General features: G+C 45.0%; 12 protein-coding genes. 5 read left to right on the plus strand and 7 right to left on the minus strand.

Annotated features, from left to right (window positions below):
- Positions 1-1,211 (plus strand): Calx-beta domain-containing protein (locus QT979_RS17960; RefSeq protein ID WP_333311286.1); only part of this gene is annotated, 1,211 nt, incomplete at its 5' end.
- 74 nt (positions 1,212-1,285) lie between these two features.
- On the opposite strand, the gene QT979_RS17965 is transcribed toward QT979_RS17960, so the two are convergent.
- Positions 1,286-1,714: a hypothetical protein gene (locus QT979_RS17965; RefSeq protein ID WP_333311287.1), complete on the minus strand. Its 429-nt coding sequence runs from the start codon at positions 1,712-1,714 to the stop codon at positions 1,286-1,288.
- Positions 1,715-1,757: 43 nt separating this feature from the next.
- On the minus strand, positions 1,758-3,686 hold the full coding sequence (locus QT979_RS17970; protein WP_333311288.1) for an iron uptake porin: 1,929 nt from the start codon (positions 3,684-3,686) through the stop codon (positions 1,758-1,760).
- 75 nt (positions 3,687-3,761) lie between these two features.
- Between QT979_RS17970 and QT979_RS17975 the strand changes: the two genes are divergently transcribed.
- Positions 3,762-3,947 (plus strand): hypothetical protein, encoded by a 186-nt coding sequence (locus tag QT979_RS17975; protein WP_333311289.1) that lies wholly within the window; start codon positions 3,762-3,764, stop codon positions 3,945-3,947.
- A gap of 271 nt (positions 3,948-4,218) precedes the next feature.
- Here QT979_RS17975 and QT979_RS17980 read toward each other — a convergent pair whose 3' ends face one another.
- The 4 genes from QT979_RS17980 to QT979_RS17995 form a co-directional block, all read right to left on the minus strand.
- A complete protein-coding gene (locus tag QT979_RS17980; protein WP_333311290.1) occupies positions 4,219-5,421 on the minus strand; it encodes a catalase in 1,203 nt (400 codons plus the stop codon).
- Between the two features lie 347 nt (positions 5,422-5,768).
- Complete coding sequence (locus QT979_RS17985) at positions 5,769-7,415, minus strand: peroxidase family protein (RefSeq protein WP_333311291.1); 1,647 nt, start codon at positions 7,413-7,415, stop codon at positions 5,769-5,771.
- An 84-nt stretch (positions 7,416-7,499) separates the two neighbouring features.
- A complete protein-coding gene (locus QT979_RS17990) occupies positions 7,500-8,522 on the minus strand; it encodes a DUF2235 domain-containing protein (RefSeq protein WP_333232790.1) in 1,023 nt (340 codons plus the stop codon).
- 633 nt (positions 8,523-9,155) lie between these two features.
- Complete coding sequence (locus QT979_RS17995) at positions 9,156-10,589, minus strand: MFS transporter (protein WP_333311292.1); 1,434 nt, start codon at positions 10,587-10,589, stop codon at positions 9,156-9,158.
- 736 nt (positions 10,590-11,325) lie between these two features.
- On the opposite strand from QT979_RS17995, the gene cbiD reads away from it, so the two are divergent.
- A complete protein-coding gene (gene cbiD, locus QT979_RS18000; protein ID WP_333213200.1) occupies positions 11,326-12,483 on the plus strand; it encodes a cobalt-precorrin-5B (C(1))-methyltransferase CbiD in 1,158 nt (385 codons plus the stop codon).
- Positions 12,484-12,830: 347 nt separating this feature from the next.
- The gene (gene guaA, locus QT979_RS18005; protein WP_445304794.1) at positions 12,831-14,432 is read left to right on the plus strand and encodes a glutamine-hydrolyzing GMP synthase; all 1,602 of its coding nucleotides are present in this window, start codon (positions 12,831-12,833) and stop codon (positions 14,430-14,432) included.
- A gap of 89 nt (positions 14,433-14,521) precedes the next feature.
- On the opposite strand, the gene QT979_RS18010 is transcribed toward guaA, so the two are convergent.
- The gene (locus QT979_RS18010) at positions 14,522-14,647 is read right to left on the minus strand and encodes a hypothetical protein (protein WP_333213202.1); all 126 of its coding nucleotides are present in this window, start codon (positions 14,645-14,647) and stop codon (positions 14,522-14,524) included.
- A gap of 488 nt (positions 14,648-15,135) precedes the next feature.
- Between QT979_RS18010 and QT979_RS18015 the strand changes: the two genes are divergently transcribed.
- A complete protein-coding gene (locus QT979_RS18015; RefSeq protein WP_333311294.1) occupies positions 15,136-19,620 on the plus strand; it encodes a CHAT domain-containing protein in 4,485 nt (1,494 codons plus the stop codon).
- Positions 19,621-19,801 lie beyond the last annotated feature (181 nt).

Raw genomic sequence — 19,801 nt, forward strand, 5'->3', positions numbered from 1 at the left:
ATCAGACCACTAACTTTGACATTCTTAATAGTGCAGGAACAATAACAACTGTCACTGGCAGTATTAGTGGCAGGAAATTTATTGATGTCAATGTTAACGGAATTCCTGACGTAGGAGAACCAGGAATTGCAGGATTTACCATTTACATTGATCTCAACAGAAACAATACCCTTGATAGCAGTGAACCATCAACCCTAACAGATGCTACAGGTTCCTATCAGTTCAATGACCTACAACCCAATACTTACATACTTCGGGAAGTCCAACAACCGGGTTTTGTAGCCACTCAGGTTCCTAATCCAGTTACAATTCCTCCTGGTAGGGGTTTCAATGCAGAAAATATCAATTTTGGAAATGCTCCAACAACGCCGCCCATTGGCATTCCTGGGATTTTGCAGTTTAGTAACCCCAGCTATTCAGTGAATGAAGATGGTACAACCAGTCTGGAAGTGATGGTGACTAGAACTGGAGGTAGTTTGGGAACAGTGGATGTGACTGTATTAGCGAGTGACGGCACTGCAAATGCCGGAACAGATTATAATGCTACACCGATTACTGTTTCGTTTATCGATGGGGATACCACACCCAAAACTATCCGAATTCCCATCATTAATGATGCTCTCTTTGAACCCAATGAAACTATTAATCTTTCCTTAGTTAATCCCACAAACGGAGCCACTTTAGGTGTACAGACTGCTGCAACCTTAATAATTAATCGCAGCGATAGTGGTGTCCCCTTAAATATAGATAATGTGGGTAATTTACAAAGTATTGCTAGAGAGCCTTTAATTCGAGAATCGGGTTTTGACTTGTCTGCAAATGCTTTGGCAATTGTCAGCGCACAGCAAGGAGGAAGCGGTAATTTTATCGATCCTTTGATTAACCCCGGACAGGTTGCTCGTGGGATTACCTACAATGAAGGACAATCAATTATCATCAATGTAGCCAATGGATTCGATCAACAATTCAGCTTCCGTTATGCTTCTCCATTTGCCGAGCATCAAGTGACGATTTATGAGGGAGTGAATGGAACAGGAAATGTTTTAGCCTCAGTACCATTGCCTCGAACAACTGACTCTAATTTAACGCCCGGTGCTTATATTTTAGAAAGCAATCCTTCATCAAATCTGTTGTTTCAAGGGATTGGAAAATCAGTAATTCTAGGAAACCAACCTAATAAACTGGTGATCGGCGATATTACTTTTGGCTAAAGTCATTCTATTGTTTATCCTTGGGAAACTCACTTGGGGAACGGTCTGTTCCCCTTGAGTGTATGCGTAACCCCTTAATTACGTCCTCTTTGAGAGGGAATAATAACATTTGTTCGGTCAAAAGTGGGAGATAAATTTAGTTGTCCTGGACGCAATTGACCTGCTGCATTTTGTCCGTTAAACCCTACTTTTTGTAAAGAATCTACTGTTGTAGCCACTCCACCTGTCCCACTCAGGGGATCGGCAGTTCCCCCTAAAGCATCATTTAAAAATGTCTCCCTGAATCCCCTTCTTCTTCTTGCTTCTGGATCTTGTGTTTCTTCAAAAAAAGTAGGTCGGGTACGTCGAGATTGAGCAATAGTTTGAGTTTCTGAACTGGAGTGAGACGAGTTTAAACTTTCTGCTTGGCTATGTGAAGGAAAAAATCCTATTCCTCCTAGACTCAGAATCACAATAGCCAGGAAGGGATTCAGAACTTTTGAGTTGGGTAAATACTGATTCACGATTTTAATCTCCAAAACTTGTGTTCAATTGAGGACAAACTGCTTAGAACAGAAATGTTGTTCTGAGGACACCCATAAAAATTGTGTTATTATCAGCATTATGTTCAGGAGCAGTAATAACAAAGAAACCCGGAGTAACAAAAATGTTATCCGATACACCCCAGCGATAAAATGTCTCAAAGTGTAGAGAGGTATTTCGATCGGTTCCGTTGGGTAAATCCCGACCTGCAACTAATTTAGGGGGTTGACCAATGATGAAAGCCAATAAGTCTCCCTCACGACCAAAGGGATCGGAAATCCCCACAGAAGCCGCGTAAGTTGTTGTATTAGCATAGGCATTGCTATTAAGGAAGTTCCCCATTGTAACACCTCCCCATGCCCCCAAGGTAACTTGACGATTAATCCGCCATTGAAACGATGCACCTAGAGCATTAACCTGTATGGGTTTCTCCAAACCGCCAGAAGTATCGGCATTTAAGCTACCTGTAAAGGTATCGAGGCTGCCATTGGCAGAGTAGGCGTTAATGTAAGTTAGACCTGCTAAAGTATTGCCAGAGGGTTTAATTAAAAACTGAACTCCCAATGTACTGTGATCGGAGCCACTGATACCTTGATTAGGATCGCTGCTGTTTCTTGTTCCATAGGCAACTTGCAATCGCAGCCAATCTGTTACTAACCAATCGGCACCTGCTCCTGCATCTAAGCTACCGATTTTAAAGAGAGGACTGGCTTCACCAAATCGAGAAATAGCTCCCCGTCCCGTATCAAAGTAGGGAGAATTCGCGGTAAGTACGTTGCTAAGACTGAAGCCAACAGGTCTAGCCGTAAAGACTACGCGATTGTTAAATGCAGGAAATCTGTATTCTAATAGGTCTAAGGCGATTCGGTTATTGGTATCAGTCTGAGAAGATAGCAGGGCCATGTCACCAAATCCTGGTTTCTCAACTGTTCCGGCATAGCCTCGATTTGCCGAGTTTCCACTAACTAAGCCAATTCTTAAGCGATCTAAACCACTAAAAGATGAGACGGTTCCCACACGCACCAAATTATTAAAAACGGGTTGGTTATTACTTTGGTCTCCAGGGGGGTCGCCTCCTGTTGCTGTGGCTAACGCAAAAATGGCTTCTCCTCCCAAAACTGTAGTTGTGGAGAATCGGTTAGCTTCGAGTTCAGCAGTACGAGCTTCTAAAGTATCAACCCGACCTCGTAAGGTAGCTAGTTCTGCGGCAAACTCTTCTTGGAGTCGCTGTAAAACGGCTAAGTCTTCCTGGGTTATTTTATCGACAGCAGAGGCACCAATCAGTTCATTAACTCGTTGCAAGCAAGCATTCAAACCCGCCGCAAACTCGTAACGAGTCATGGCTCGATTCCCTCTATAAGTGCCATCGGGATATCCGCTAATACAACCGTAGCGTTCAACTAAAGATTGTAAGGCTTGAAATGCCCAATCGGTAGGTTGTACGTCGGACAGTTGGGAAACAGATGTCACCTGACCTTGAAGTTTTACAAAGTCATCTTTAACCTCCTGAGGTTGTACGTCGGACGCTTGAGAAACAGATGTCTCCTGACCTTGAACTTTTACAAAGTCATCTTTAACCTGCTGAGGCTGTACGTCGGACGCTTGAGAAACAGATGTCTCCTGACCTGGAACTTTTACCAAGTCATCTTTAACCTCTTGAGGCTGTACGTCGGACAGTTGGGAAACAGATGTCTCCTGACCTGGAACTTTTACCAAGTCATCTTTAACCTCATGAGGCTGTACGTCGGACAGTTGGGAAACAGATGTCTCCTGACCTGGAACTTTCACAAAGTCATCTTTAACTTCCTCTTTGAGAGTCGGGGCAATGTTTTGAGGTGCGGTTGGGGCGATCGCACTTGATGGTACTGAGTCTAGAGACTGGGCAAATGTAGTATCCTGAAACGTGAGTACAAGTAATATTGGGAAAATTGACAAAAAATAGTGTATTCGCATAAACTCCTTTTCATAAGATATTTTTGTAACAATATAATATGATTGATTCAGGATTTACGCAACTGGCACATGGTGATGAGTGCGCTCGTCCCAACTGACTCAGGAGTGCGATCCTCTTCGAGGGCTGTGCTAACGACGGATTTGGACTATCCTAGACGGACGTTGGCGATCGCCAATAAACCTGGTTTAATCGAATTCGCGATCGCACATATGGGATTTTTGAGAAGGTGCGATCGGCAAACCAATTTTGCGCTTTGTTGATAGAAGAGTCGGGAGTTCAACTTGCTGATATACTCTGGGTTTTACTTTTTGGAAATAGTATAAGTAAATCCACTTAATTAAACCTAATATCGGAATGGCTAAAAAGCTGGCTTTACAAGCATTCTTCCTTCTTTCTTCTTCCTTCTACTTAGCACCATCAAACCGTTCTAGCAATTGAATTTTTTGACCAGGGATTCCCTGAAAGTAATTAAAGCAAGACCAGTTAGTAAGGTTATTAGTTTGGTGTTCTTTTTGCAAGACATCTAATCCCTTAAAATGTTTCTTCTCCGGTTGGTTCTTGGTGGACAAGACCTCGCTTTTGAAGGCGATAATTCGCTACAACGGGGTAAACAACACCGCGTATCCGATTGATCGCACCTACTGGACGATGAACTGCTAAGCCGTTCCAGGGAGAATATCTCAGGTTTTCGTTGAAATCAGATTGTTTTTCATAATCAATAATCTGATGCTTGACGGTGAGACGACCTACTCTCAAGAAGGGTGATTCCTTTTCCTTCCAGACATTGATGCCATCGTCGATCGGCATTTTTAAGCTGGTTTGGAACTGAATGCCAAAATCCCAACAGTATTGGGCATCAGGTTTCGCCAAGGCTTGAATTAGATCATCCCGGTAATAATTGTCTGGTTTATTGGGATCTAAACCCAAGGCTTTAGCGCGATCGACAAAGGGAATTTTAGGAATTCCCGGTCGAGATTGTTCTGGAATTATCTCGTGCGGTGGTTTGCATGAAACCGGAGTAAACCCATACTTAATTACCGCAGGATATTCGACAGGAACTAGACCCGGCTGGGAGGGATCGAAATCGGGATTGAGACCCAAAGCAGAGGGTGAACCGCTCCAATATTTGGCTGTTAGCAAACTCTTCGGAGTCCGGCTACCCGTAAGCGTTGACACAGCTAAAAAGTGTCTGGGATGTCGTATTAGCCACTTTTTCAATGTCTCTGGTGATTCAACAAGAGCAGAAAAAAAGCCGTAGTAGTCTTTGATGGTTTGGCTCACAAATATCTCTGAATTGTGAACAATGATGTCCTGGGTTTTTGACTCGTGGCTTTGCGTGAGTCGTTCCCCTTCCACCCCCATCACTTTCAGTGAGATTGAGCGCGAATCTTTTTGGTAATCAGGGTATACTTTGGTAGCCCCGTTAGCAAATCGCAACCAAACAGGATATTCTTTGGGTTTTGCTAGCAAACCTTGCTTAAGGGAAATAGCATTGAGTTGCGAAGAACTTAACGAAGCGCGTTTACCCAATTCCCGTTTAATCTCTTCCTCATCAAAGTCAAAAATTTCCAGAGTTCCTTTAACGCACGCATGAGTTTTGGCGTGAGTATCTCGCAGCGCCCGATCCTTATTGCCGTAAAGATTATCCATCCGAAGCTTGGCCTGCTCAACCAAAAGATCGTAATATTTGCGTTCGTCCTGTTCGGGATATTCGGTAAATAACTTTTTGTTCATAACATAACCTTCTGTTAATCGCTAAAAAAGGCTGTACACAAACCGTTCCATCTGTGAAACAGTATAAATGCTGCTGCAATTGCTTCCGAATTGCCGTAGCTGAATCGCTTGCGAAAAGATCGCCTTTTTCTTCCAATACGGTTCAGTTAAGCCTGATCCCCCCTAGCCCCCCTTAATAAGGGGGGGACAAGAACTTACTCAAAGTCCCCCTTATTAAGGGGGATTTAGGGGGATCTCCGGGGAATAAACAGTTTTAACTAAACCGTATTGCTTTTTATTCCTCATTTTTGAGGGCGCAGGTGTGTTTGCGCCCCCCACTATCTTGAGTCTTAGTTGTCAGCTACAACTTAAAGCTCGAAGGAGACTTTGTACTTAGGATCGCTTGGAGGAACATTACGATTCACTAAATCAGAGACTGTTTTGGTATTTTGGATAATTTCCCAACCAACCTCAGAAAAAGTTTCCTTATTGAAGACTTTAGGGGATAGCAAAGGATTAGTTAAAGCTTGGGAGAAAGCATCAATGCCAATTATCCGTGCTACTAAAGGCGGAATTGCTGAATTTTCCCGCACATCTTCAGCGTACAATCCGACAAATAGTTCAATCTTATCAACATGACCGTACAACTCTTTTAATTTCTGTTGAGCGTATTCGTCACCCGTAATTTGATTGAAATCAGTCACCCTGGGATAACCACACATTTCGCGGTAATCGTTATAACTGGCTAACTGCGCCTGCCGTCCGAGTTTAACAGATGCTAGTTCGGTAGCATCAATAAATGTATAAGGTGTTCCTGCGATCTTAAAATCAGGTGTGTTAAACAAACCAATTCTAGTGCCTGGTTGGGAACAAGTTTCTTCCATCAATGCACCCAACCCTTTATCGATTAACATCTGATTATTCCAGAGGGAATCGTACATGGATTTTTCTTTCCCGTCATAGGTAAAGGTTTCAGGAACCGCACTATGCCAGCGATAGACAAAACTAAACTCAATCGCCATCCAATTTTCTCGATACCAACTTTCCTTGGTAAAAGCTTCAGGATCGGCAAAGAACCTAAAATTATAGGGCGTAATGTGGAAAATGTACTCTTCCATAATGATATTGAGAACAATCACCATGAGAATATTTCTCGCGGTTTGGAAGAGCCTCTCATCGTCCCATTGCGGATAGCTTTTGGACAAAACATCACAAATTCGATTATGCTCCCTGATACATAAAGTGTTGAGCATGACATAGCCAACTTGGACGTTTGCCCGTTCAACTCCCATTGCAAATAGCTTGCTTTTCTTTTCGGGGGGTTGTCTTTTCTCATCATTAAGGGGTGCATGAAGACCTTCAAATTGAGGATGGACAATACCCTGCTCAGGATCGGCATAATAAAAGAGTGGATACTCTTCTTCTACGCCATCTTTGCGCTTGAGTTTTTGGGTTTTAAATTTACCGTCTTTGAAAGCTCTGAGCATATTTGTTTGTTTGCGGGTCAACCCGTAAACATTACACATATCAATCTGATGGTTGGAGGTATTTTTGAAGCGGTTTTGCTGATCTATCCGCAGAAAACTATCTGTAAACCATTGCACCCAATAGGGAAAGAGCAGAGTCGATTTTTCCGAATAAATGGTTTTTCCATCTCTTTTTTGGAATAAGGTCTTTAATTTGTCCAGTGGTGGTAAATTCCCTTCTTTGTTAAATTCTGGGTCAGGAGGTAAATGTCGCCCAGTATAAGTCTTGTCTGTAAGTGAATCCCAAGAGATATAGGTATCAGTTTTCTTGGGAATATCTGTCCCTGGAATTTTGGGATCTAAGCCCATTAAGCTATAGGGAAGCGGGCGAGTCGGAAGTTTGTAAATGATACTATTGAGAAAAAATTTGTTGAGTTTACGTTTCAGAGGCTCGTAACTTTGAACTAAATCCCAAATTGGCTTGAAATGAGTCAACGTATATGCTAAAGCTTTGTTGCTCAATCCATCTCTAGATGTATCTCTTGTCATGATTGCTTTTCCTTTCGATTGTTGGAGATTAGATAGATTACAAACTCTTCTTATGTTCGGTTCTGAGAGCTTGATAAAGTTTTATCATTTTTCTATATTCTCGATTACTTTGGAGAGAATTTCTTGCAGATTCTTAGGTCGATAGTCTGGGCGTTTTTTCAATCGATTGATCGTGCTTTCGTGAAGATCCTCAATAGCATCGCCCACCTCGCGGAACTTGATTCCTGCCAATTGGAAGAACCCAGGATTGTTTTTAAAATCAATCTCATAATTGGGATTGATACCTGTGGGAATGGCACTTATATCGAATTCAAGCCCCAATCCAAGGTTACGGGTTGAATCGATCATCCATTGTAAGGCGGCATCTGATAAACCGCTGTATTCTTTCGTTCCACCGCCGATGCAGATATGCGAGCCGGGAAACCAAACTTGAATAACCCGCTGGTTCTCAACATCAGGATTTTTTTTCATAGGCGTAACATCAAAGATTTCGCGAACTTCGTCGATCGCCACGGCGTGCAACGCATTTTGAATTAACTTATTTAAAGTGGTGTCGTGGAATCTGTACCTTTTCTTGAGCTGTTCGTCATACTTCTTGAAGGCGGGTAGAGTAGGAATACCAAGGGCTCCAACGGTGTCGAAACAACCAAGCAAGGTAATCGGGACGCGATCGCCGTAATCTTCGCGGTAATTGGCTGCTACCCGATCCTTTGGTTTAATGTCTCGTGTACGGTAAAGCTCGTAAGCTTCTGATGCCCTGGTAATATGAGGGCGGGATAGGAGACCGGAGCAATAAATCATCCCGGTTAGACTCCTGACTGTGTAAGCACCGCGACTGAACCCGAATAGATATATTTCGTCACCCTTCTCATAGTTGAGAGAAAGAAAACGATAGGCATCTTGTATATTTTTATCGATTCCCAGTCCAGTGGCTCCGCCCAAAATCTTGTTACTATCCGCTCCAATTCCCTCGTCATAAAACACGATCTGCGGAACCCCGTCACTGCCACTCGATTTCACTGCCTGGGCAAGCTTAATCACATTACTTGGGTAACTACTATTTAGTTGTTGCCAAGTTCCATCACAACAAACGATCAGACGTTTCATTTTTAAATTCTCTCTTTGAATCTGAAAGTTGACAGCGATCTGTCTTTGGTAATCGGTTACTTGAGATTGCCAATTCCGGTTTTTCTGTCGCGTCAGGCGAGCCCTGCTAATTTTTGGCTCCAAATTGTTATGTGGCTGGGCAATCTTTAACTATTTGGATTGTCAGGATATTAGTCCCAAAACACCATCTATTTGAGTTTGTTGTATTAAAATGTCAATATTATTTATATTCCTTAACGTAAAAAATTCAGAGCGTGAAATCGTAGGTTTGCTTCATGGAAAATGCTCGATTATCCTAAAACGTAAAAAATTCAGAGCGTGAAATCGTAGGTTTGCTTCATGGAAAATGCTCGATTATCGTAACAGAAGTAGTGATCCGACGCCCTAGCTAACAAACCTTTAAAGACATTTACGCTCTGCCTTGTCAGCTTATAAAACAGCTATATCTTATCGATTTGTCTGTGGGCTGCAAGATAATAATGAGGTATTTGTTGCACAAGTAGCAGGTTCAATGCTCTGTTTGACGCTAAATTTTGTTTCAGTCACTCTCAGATTTCCTGCGATGTGGTTGAATTGTTGAACAATATTGGGATTTTTCTGGTTTCTGAATGGGCAAATTTGTACTAAAACTTCCTAGCCCCGGTTTAAATTGAAACGTCCCAAAGTGGGGACGATCGACCGCAGCGACTGGCTACGAGGTTCTCGCACCAAAACCAAAGGCACAAGAGCAATCAGCCGCACAGTAGCCGAGAGGGCAAACACTGCTCCCAAACTCATGCCCGGAAGTTCGGCAATAAAGCCGCCGGCGGTAGTTCCCAAAGCCCCAGCTAATCCCGAAACCGCTGCGGCGATCGCAAAATAAGTCGAAGGTTGCTCGATCGACGCGAGCTCCATTTGAATATTGTTAGTACACAGCCCGATCGCCCCTAAAGTCGTTCCCCCCAGCAAGTGCAGCAGCGGCAGCCACACCCAGAGGGCAAACGGGTAATTGCCCGTACCCAACCACAGCAAAGGCGTTAGGGCCACCACCAGCCCAACCGCAATTAGCAGGGGGCGATTTCCCCAGCGATCGGCCAACTTACCCCAAAACATCAGCAGCAGTAGATTTGCCCCGGAACTTAAGCTGGTGTAAATCGTTACCAAACTCACATCCAAGCTTAAATCTTTTAGCAAGTAAATATTAAAAAAAGGCGCGCTGAGATTAATAGCAAATGTCCACACACTGAAGTAAAGAATAAACATTAAAAAATTAGAATCTTTCAGCACAGAAGGCACAAAATCTGTTATTTGCTTTGCTTTTTTCTCTGTAAGTCGATCGCTCTGTGCATTTTTTTTGTATACCTGGGGATTCACATCAACCATGAAGCATTGACACCCCAAACTAATCATTCCCGCCAAAACACCCACCAATAAAACAATACCGTAGCCCAAAATTGGACCGCCGTCCCAAGTTGACACTCCCAATCCCATCAACGGCACTCCCAGCAAAGTGATGAGGCTGACAGCACTGTTGCGAAAGCCAAAATAGCGTCCCCGCAAGCGCTGAGGAACCACAGCAGCCATCCAACTGAACCAGCTAGAATTGGCAAAAGCTGCCAGCACGCTAGCTGCTACGACTGTTACCAGTGTCCATTGCAGCAGTTGGTCGAGGTCTGCGTGCTGGGAACCCCAAACAATTGCCACCGCGAGCACCAGCCACAGCAGCCGCGACACGCCGAATACAAATAGGTTGTACCAGTGGCGACTGGTTGTCTGATCTGCGATGTAAGCTCCTAATGGTTGCAGGAGATTTACCACCATCGGAATAGCCGAGAATATACCTATTTCCACGCTGCTCGCCCCTAGTTGCAGCAAGAAGTTGCTCAGCAGGACGCCGCCGGTCGCCGACTCGAAGACAGCGGCAAAAATGCCATCTAGAGTTGAGGCTTTCAGGGTCGATCGAACGTCTTTTTTAGAAATTTTGAGAGCTGTTTTTGCAGAGAGAACGAGCTGAAATATTTTCGGGTCTACTATTTCGGGAGTCTGAAGAGATAGAGGTTCATTTAACTCTGCAACTGGTTCAACCATAGTCAATCGATTTTAGATTGTAGATTTTAGATTTTAGATTGGAGAATTGAAGTAATAGGGTTAGATAAAACCAGCCCCACCTTCAAGAGGCTAGCTCGAAAGTAGGACTGGCACGTCCGGGTAATTCATATCAATATAAATGACTTGCAATCGCTAGGACATCAACCGCTTGGGAGATATAAATTTGCTAATTGTAAAAAAGTAGGTTGTAGGGCTTAACAAAGAAGCGAGCCCAGCATTTTGCCTGCCAAAAATTGCTCAAATTCCGCCTCAAACAAGTTCCTCAAAGGCCCAAGCAAATTTAGCACCCGATCCTCGACTCACCTCTGGCGCCTTTACGGCTACCTAAATCTATAGAATGAAAGACGATCGACTTGCCGAGTATAGCTAGCTGCTAAGGATTTGTATCTAATTCCTGGAATCCGTTTGTTCAGTGCCAGCGCTCGCGATTCCGAGTTTTTTGTGAAAATCGCCCCCAGGTGCCGGTAAAGCTTCGGAGTGGGTTATTGGCGATCCTCTACGTTGGCGTAGCCCCCGTAGGGGCGGGTTCCGCTACCGCACCTCAAAAAAATTGTGGCTGAGATCGGGAACTGCTAGGACAAAATTATTACTTGACAAAAATTACGCTAACTGCAGATAATAGCAAACCCTAGAATTAAACTTAAACGTTTGAGAGATATCACTGCTAAGGTGTGATGTCGATTCTCAGCAATTTTACGGATTTCTGCATTAGATTGTGACCAAAATTCAACCTTTATCCGGGTATACACTGCCAGTATTTGCCTGTGCGGCCGCACTTGCAGCTTTGCGGTGCTTGCGTGAGGGTATTCAGTCTCTAGATAGCGTATCAGTAAATTTACTGGAACCGCAAATAACGGCAGAAATTCCGATCGAACAGGCGTCTGTACTCAAAACTAATACCGCTTTAGGAGTAACTCGCTCCGATCCGGGGGACAATCTCGATCTGACTCGCAATACCCCCGTTTGGGCAATGGTGGAATTGGGAAGAGGGAGAGAGGGAGAGAGGGAGAGAGAGGGAGAGAATCAGGGAGAGGAAGAGCAGATTGTGATTCTCGGCGGTGAAGGTATAGGGCGTCACACAGTCGGTGGAGGGGCGGCGATCTATGATTACGCAATGCGGCTGCTGCGATCGAATCTGAGCCTAAAACTCGCACGGGGAGAAAAAATTACTGTCACTCTGATTCTGCCGTCTGGGCGACAACTAGCCACCCGCACTTCTAACGAAGCTTTCGGCGTGGTAGAAGGACTTTCGCTGCTGGGTACAACGGGCATTTCTCAACCACTGAGTGCCCCTGGACAGTTGGAACTTTACCGCGAACAACTGCAACAAAAAGCCGAACTGTTTGACTGTTTGGTTTTCTGCATCGGCGAAAACGGTTTGGATTTGGCGCGACAACTGGGGATTAATCCTGATAGGCTCGTCAAAACCGCTAACTGGCTCGGCCCGCTGCTGGTAGAAGCCGGATATCAGGGCGTGCAGTCAATTTTGCTGTTTGGCTATCACGGGAAACTGATGAAATTGGCGGCGGGGATTTTTCACACTCACCACCACTTGGCTGACGGGCGCAGGGAAATTCTCACAGCTTACTGTGCTAAAGCTGGAATGCCTGCCGATGCGTGTTCCGCAATTTTTGCTGCAGCGACAGCCGAAGAGGCTCTTGGGCAACTGCGGGCTTTAGACGCCGAGTTTGGGAGCAATTGGGTCGATCGAATTTACGGCGACATCGCCGGACAAATAGACTTGCGCTCATCGGATTGCATTTTTACTCACACTAACTTGCACATCCCCGTGGGCTCGGTGATGTTCGGGCGCGATCGCAAAATTATTGTTAAAAGTGATATAGGAGATACATTTTTGACCCAAATTTGTTAATGTAGTGTGAATATCCCTGAATTCTGTTTAAAACATCGGTCAGGGATAATATTTAACAAGTAATAATTCTCTGTCCCTAAACCTTAATTATACTAGGTTGCTTCGGGAATTTATTTCTGAAGTAAGAATTCAATTAATTAGGGTAAGGCTCGAAGTAAATCTATGCTTGCCCTGTGCCTGATTAATCGACTAACATCGCTGACAGCAATCTAGTATGAATAAGATTTATTTCTAGCGACTAATGGTTCATCGCCTTCCTTAGAATTGTACTGAGACCGCGACAGATACCTCCGCTACTTTCTGCCCAATTAGCACTTAGCAATTACGCAATAACCGTGACTACTCAAATAGAAACTGAATCCGTTCTCACCAACTCTTTTCTGCAGCAGATCGATCGCCAGATCATAGTGATTCTCGACTTCGGTTCGCAATATTCCGAACTGATCGCTCGCCGCATTCGCGAAACTCAAGTATATTCAGAAGTTATTTCTTACCGAACTACGGCAGAACAGTTAAAAGCTATCAATCCTAAAGGAATTATTCTGTCAGGAGGCCCGAGTTCTGTATACGATGAAAGAGCTCCCCACTGCGACCCAGAAATTTGGAATTTGGGAATACCGGTGTTGGGAGTGTGTTACGGGATGCAGTTGATGGTAAAGCAGCTCGGAGGCACGGTTGAGCGATCGAAATTAGCGGAATACGGCAAGGCATCGCTATTTATTGACGATCCTACGGATTTGCTGACAAATGTCGAAGAGGGCAGCACGATGTGGATGAGCCACGGAGACTCGTGTACTCAACTGCCGACGGGTTTTGAGATCCTCGCTCACACGGACAATACTCCGTGTGCTGCTGTTGCTAACCACGAGAAAAATTTGTACGGGGTTCAGTTTCACCCAGAAGTAGTTCACTCGATCGGGGGAATAGCTTTAATTCGCAATTTTGTTTACCACATTTGCGAGTGCGAACCGACTTGGACGACTGCTACTTTTGTGGAGGAATCGATTCGCGAAATTCGCGCGCAAGTGGGAGATAAACGAGTTTTGCTGGCTCTATCGGGCGGTGTAGATTCTTCTACTTTGGCTTTCTTGCTGCATAAGGCGATCGGCGACCAACTTACCTGTATGTTTATCGACCAAGGGTTTATGCGGAAGTATGAACCAGAACGGTTGGTAAAATTATTTAAAGAGCAATTCCACATTGACGTTGAATATGTTAATGCTCGCGAACGCTTTTTAGCTCAACTTGAAGGGATTACCGATCCTGAAGTAAAACGCAAGCGGATCGGTCACGAATTTATCAACGTATTTGAAGAAGAATCGAAGCGTCTAGGCCCCTTTGACTACCTCGCACAAGGTACTCTTTATCCTGATGTGATTGAGTCGGCTGACACTAATGCAGACCCGAAAAGCGGCGAACGAGTTGCTGTTAAAATTAAAAGCCACCACAACGTCGGCGGTTTGCCGAAAGATTTGCGATTTAAGCTGATTGAACCGCTGCGAAAACTGTTTAAGGATGAGGTGCGAAAAGTCGGCCGGTCGATCGGGCTTCCCGAAGAAATCGTGAACCGACAACCTTTCCCCGGCCCGGGATTGGCGATTCGGATTATAGGAGAAGTTACCGCAGAGAGACTCAATATTTTGCGGGATGCTGACTTCATTGTTCGCCAAGAAATTAACCGGCACGGATTGTACGGTGAACTTTGGCAAGCTTTTGCAGTTTTGCTGCCGATTCGCAGTGTAGGCGTGATGGGCGATCAGCGCACTTATGCTTACCCGATCGTTCTGCGATTTATTAAGAGTGAAGACGGGATGACGGCTGACTGGGCGCGGGTTCCTTATGATTTGTTGGAACTGATCTCGAACCGGATTGTGAATGAGGTTAAGGGGGTGAACCGGGTGGTTTACGATATTACTTCTAAGCCACCGGGAACGATCGAGTGGGAGTGATTTGTAGTTAGCGATTAAGTAGGCGGACTATTTTTTTGTCTGTCTACTTATTTTGATTTTTGATAACAGGGGGATTCCCTACGGGATAGCTACGCTTCACCGACTTTAGGAGATGGGGGAGTGGGAAGGGCGATCGCTTTTATAGAACCCATTTGACATTTTTTACTGTATTGAAGTAAAGTGACTGCAAAATTCGTATCCAGCAGTGATGCCATACTCTACCATTCTCACAGACGAAGAGTGGATCATCTTCAAATGCTTGTTTTTTTTGGTTGTGACAAGGTAGGGGAAGAGAACGGGCAAATGCTTGGATAGAGACGTGCAAAATCCTCGTCAGTAATTTTGAGAGAACTCTGGTTGATGCGAGTGCCAAGGTTAATCTTTGTTTTATTACAAGACTTTGGACAGTTTTTGATAAAAACGTAAAATATGGCTTTCAAAACGATTCGGCAATCGAACTACCAAGGAAAAATCAAGGGTTTCAGACTATAAACTAAAAACTCTCCGGACTATTGTTATGAGACTGATGCGGATAAGGCTTGCAGCAGCTTAAATCTCAAATGGGTTCTATAAACGTTCGCCAGTTGAGCTACGATCGCACTTTTTAACGTGCTTAGCTTAAACTCCACTCATGTTTTTTGAGAAAAAAGTTTTATTATAATTTAAGCGCGCCCAGCAAAAAAAGATTTTAGGGAGAAGTCTAATGATGATAACAAGAATAACTCAAAGATATCAACAGCAACTGTTGACTTATACTTGGGTGGTATCTTTAGGCTTTTTACTGTTCTCACCTGCTGCTACAGGACAGCAAATTACTCCGTCTCCCGATGGCACCGGAACTGCTGTTAATGCCTCCGGCAATCAATTTAACATCAACGGGGGACAGCTCTCAAAAGACGGCACTAATCTCTTTCATAGCTTTCAGCAGTTTGGACTCAAAGACGGTCAAATTGTTAATTTTATTTCTGATCCGAACATCCGCAATATTTTAGGGCGAGTTGTGGGTGGCGATGCTTCTTATATTAACGGTTTAATTCAAGTAATAGGCGGTAATTCTAACTTATTTTTGATGAATCCAGCGGGGATTGTTTTTGGTTCCAACGCTCAACTGAACGTGCCTGGTTCATTCTTGGCAACGACAGCAACCGGAATCGGATTTGGCAACAATTGGTTTCAGGCAGTTGGCGTTAATGAATACGCTATGCTGATAGGAACGCCAAGCACTTTAAATTTTGGTACAGCTCAGCCAGGGGCGATCGCAAATTTCGGTCAACTGAGCGTACCTAACGGGCAAACCCTAGCTTTAATAGGCGGAACAGTTTTCAGCCCCGGTACTTTGTCAGCACCGTCTGGACAAATTGCGATCGCATCGGTGCCCGGAGAAAACTTAGTCCGCATTTCTCAAGCAGGGCATCTGCTGAGTTTAGAAATTTCCCCCTCTTCTAATCTAGGTTCTCCTTCTGTGCCGTTGAATCCCCTCACCCTGTCCCAACTGCTGACAGGAGGTAGCAGCAACGCTACAGGCGTTACAGTTAACAGCGACGGCAGCGTACAGCTAACGAATTCAGACTTGCGGGTAGAAGCGGGCGATGTGGCAATTGCCGACACTCAGGCAACAGGTGCGAACCAAAATTTAGCAGTGTCTGCTCAAACGGCTACTGTGTCAGCCGCGCGTAACCTAACCCTAGTAAACAGGCAATTACAGACAGCAGGTGACTTGAAATTGCAAGCGGGGGAAGCTGTCCGCATTCGCGACAGCGTGGCTAACTCTTTTGTTACTGATGTGGGTGGAAACCTAACCGTGCAGGGCGATCGCCAAATAGACATCCAGACGCGCAATCACTCCCAAAGCTTACTGAGTGCTGGCGGCCGCATCACACTTACCAGTAACGGTACTGTATCCGGTGATGCCCTCTTCAAAGCTGGCAGCGATTTCTCAATTGGCACACTTCAAGGTAGCCCCGGCAACTTCGCAAGTTCAGGCGGTTCTACGATCGTCTCAGGCGGAAACGTCTTTTTTGGTAATTACGCAGGCGGTTCTCTGGAAGTGCAAGCAAAAGGCACGATCGCATCCGGTGATCTCGCTATCAGTTCCGCATCTAGCGATCGACCGCAGTTGGTGTTTACGGCTGGCAACGTACCCACTGGCCTCACTGCAAACAGCACTCTAGCACCCGCCAGTTCTTCACCTGCCAGCATTCAAGTTGGCAATATCGCGATCGCAGGTTCAGTTTTTTTAGGCGCTGCAAACAGCATTCAAGCAGCATCCATTACTTCAAATGGCGGAGATCTGGCGCTGGTAGCGTCCGGGGACATCGCAGCAGAACACCTGGATACTTCAACTTTAATGGGCAATGCCGGCAATATTACCCTCTACAGCACGGGGGGAAGCATCAATACGAGCGCCAGCACCTTGAACGCTTCCTCGATAATCGGTAACGGTGGGTCAATTTTCCTATATGGGACAAACGCGATCGCCGCCGGTGGAATTACAACCTCTAGCTTCCTTGGAAACGGAGGCAGCGTCACCCTTTATTCAGAAGGCAAAATCAGTACGGGCAACATCAACACTAGCGGAATCAAGGCAGGTGAGATCAGCTTCCTTAGCAATCCACCAAATTTTCCGGTGGAGGTGGCTCCCGCGCTGCCACCAGAACCACCAGCGGTCATACCTTCCCCGGTGCCAGCACCATCACCTGTCCCGCAGCCACCAGAACCACCACCGCTCATCGTCCCGCCGTCACCAGAACCACCAGCGATCGTATCTCCCCTACCGTCACCAGCAGCACCAGCAGCAGCACCATCGCTGCCACCAGAACCACCAGGGGTCATAGCTTCCCCGGTGCCACCAAAATCACCAGCACCATCTGCCATTCAGCTCCCTGAACTCGCACCTCTAAACAATGGCTTAGTAAGCCTGACACCGAGTGCCATTCAGTGCTTAACTGAGGAACAATTATTGGAGCAGCAGGCAGGAGTGACCCTCCAAACTGCGCCGAAAGACTACAGCAAAGCGATCGCCTGCTACCAGCAGAATTTAGAGCTGGCGAGACTCTCCCGCGATGACGCTAGGGAAGGCTATGCGCTCAACAATCTAGGCGCAACTTACTACGCAATCGGAGATTATGAAAAAGCAATTTCTTATCAGCAGCAGCGCTTAGCACAAGCTGAATCCAGGGCCGATTTATTGGGAAAGGGACAAGCTTTTATTGGTTTGGGAGCTGCTTACGGCGCGATTGGCAATTATAAAAAAGCAATTGAATACTACGAGCAAAGTTTGGAAGTAGCGCACTCCCTAAAATCCCTTGATTTAGAAGCGAGTATCCTAAGAAATTTGGGATTAGTTTACTATGCCCAAAAAGAGTATACAAGGGCAGTAGAATATCAAGAGCAAAGTTTAGCGATCGCTAAACAGCAGCGCGATCGCCGAGGCGAAGCCCTTGCTTTGAGTAATTTAGGATTAGTACACTATTCCCTGACTAATTATGCCCAAGCAATTGATGAGCAGAAACAAAGTTTAGCGATCGCCAAAGAACTGCGCGATCGTTTCGTTCAAGGTCGCGCTTTAGAAAATTTAGGAATTGCTTACTATGCTGTCAAAAATTATCTTCAAGCGATTGAGTCTTACCAACAGAGTTTAGCCATTGCCATAGAACTGAGCGATCGCCACGCCCAAGGTCGCGTACTCAGCAATTTAGGTGACGCTTTATACAAAGCAAAGCAACCAGCAGAAGCTATCAAAGCTTTATTTTCAACCATTGAAATTTGGGAATCTCTGCGGTCAAATTTAAAAAATAACGACCTCCATTTAATTTCAATTTTTGAAACCCAAGAAACAAGTTATAGTATGTTACAAGAAGTGCTTGCCCATCAAAATCAGCATAACGAAGCGCTAGAAATAGCAGAGCGTGGACGGGCGCAAGCTTTTGTTAGATTATTGACCAGCCGTTTTTCTTCCCAGTCAGCACAGGCTACCCTAAAGTCATCGGAAAATCAAATAAAACCGCTCGACATCCAGGAAATCAAACAAATTGCTAAAGAACACAATTCGACTTTAGTTTCTTACTCGCTTATCAAAGAAGATGTAGAAGCTGATGGTCAAAGAAAGCTGCAAGATTCAGAACTTTATATCTGGGTGATACAGCCGACCGGAAAAATTGACTTTCGTCGCATCAGTTTGAAAGGTTTGGTTGAGGAAAAAACTTCATTAAAAGCCTTGATTACTGAAGGTCGTTGCTTCATTCCCAGTTGCCTGCGAAACAAGCAGCGCTCCAAACCAGCTACAAATCCAACCCGAACCCTACCTATTGTTGAGCAACGATTTTTAGATTCGTCATTGCAAGAGCTTTATCAACTACTGATAGAACCAATTGCTGACCTTCTACCTCAAGATCCAGCGTCGCGAATTACTTTTATTCCTCATGAATCTTTGTTCTTAGTTCCCTTTGCCGCGTTGCAAGATACTTCGGGAAATTACTTGATAGAACAACATACTATTTTAACAGCGCCTTCAATTCAAGTGCTGTCTTTAACCAAGAAACAGCAACAGCTTGCTTCAGGAAAAGGTGCGCTAGTCGTTGGGAATCCTACCATGCCAAGTGTTGCCTTTACGACGAACCAACCTCCTCAACAACTGTCATCACTCCCACACTCTGAAGCCGAAGCGATCGCGATCGCTCAGCTTTTAAATGCTGAACCGCTTACAGGCGACAAAGCGACAAAAGTAGCAGTTTTACAGCAAATAGAGCGATCGCGCATCGTGCATTTAGCAACTCACGGCATCCTGGATGACGTAGAGGAATTGGGGGTACCTGGAGTCATCGCACTTGCGCCAAGCAAGGGTGACAGTGGTTTACTCACTGCTAGCGAAATTTTCAATTTGAGGTTGAATGCCGAACTCGTCGTTTTGAGTGCTTGCAATACGGGTCGCGGTCGTATTACAGGTGATGGCATCATTGGTTTATCACGCTCGTTTATTGCAGCAGGCGTTCCGAGTGTTGTAGTTTCTCTGTGGTCAGTATCTGACGAATCAACAGCCGAGTTGATGGCGGAATTTTATCGACAGATGCAGCTAACCCCTGATATTGCCCAAGCGCTGCGGAAGGCCATGCTGGTGACATTGGTCAAACATCCTAATCCTGTAGATTGGGCCGCTTTTACCCTCATTGGCGAAGCAGAGAAACGTTAACCGGGAAAAGCTGATTTCCTGTCGTCAAGAGGTAGTTTTTCCTATAGCGCGTCGCGTGATAACCCGGTCTTTTAAGCCGGGGATGAAACGCAGTTGTAGCCTGAAGGCTACGAGTGTTCCATATTATTTATTCCGCTGTCCTTCGATATATTTTCTCACAGTTTCAGTTGAAACGTTGCCA

It is taken from the genome of Microcoleus sp. w2-18bC1 (assembly GCF_036700365.1).
Taxonomy (GTDB): Bacteria; Cyanobacteriota; Cyanobacteriia; order Cyanobacteriales; family Microcoleaceae; genus Microcoleus.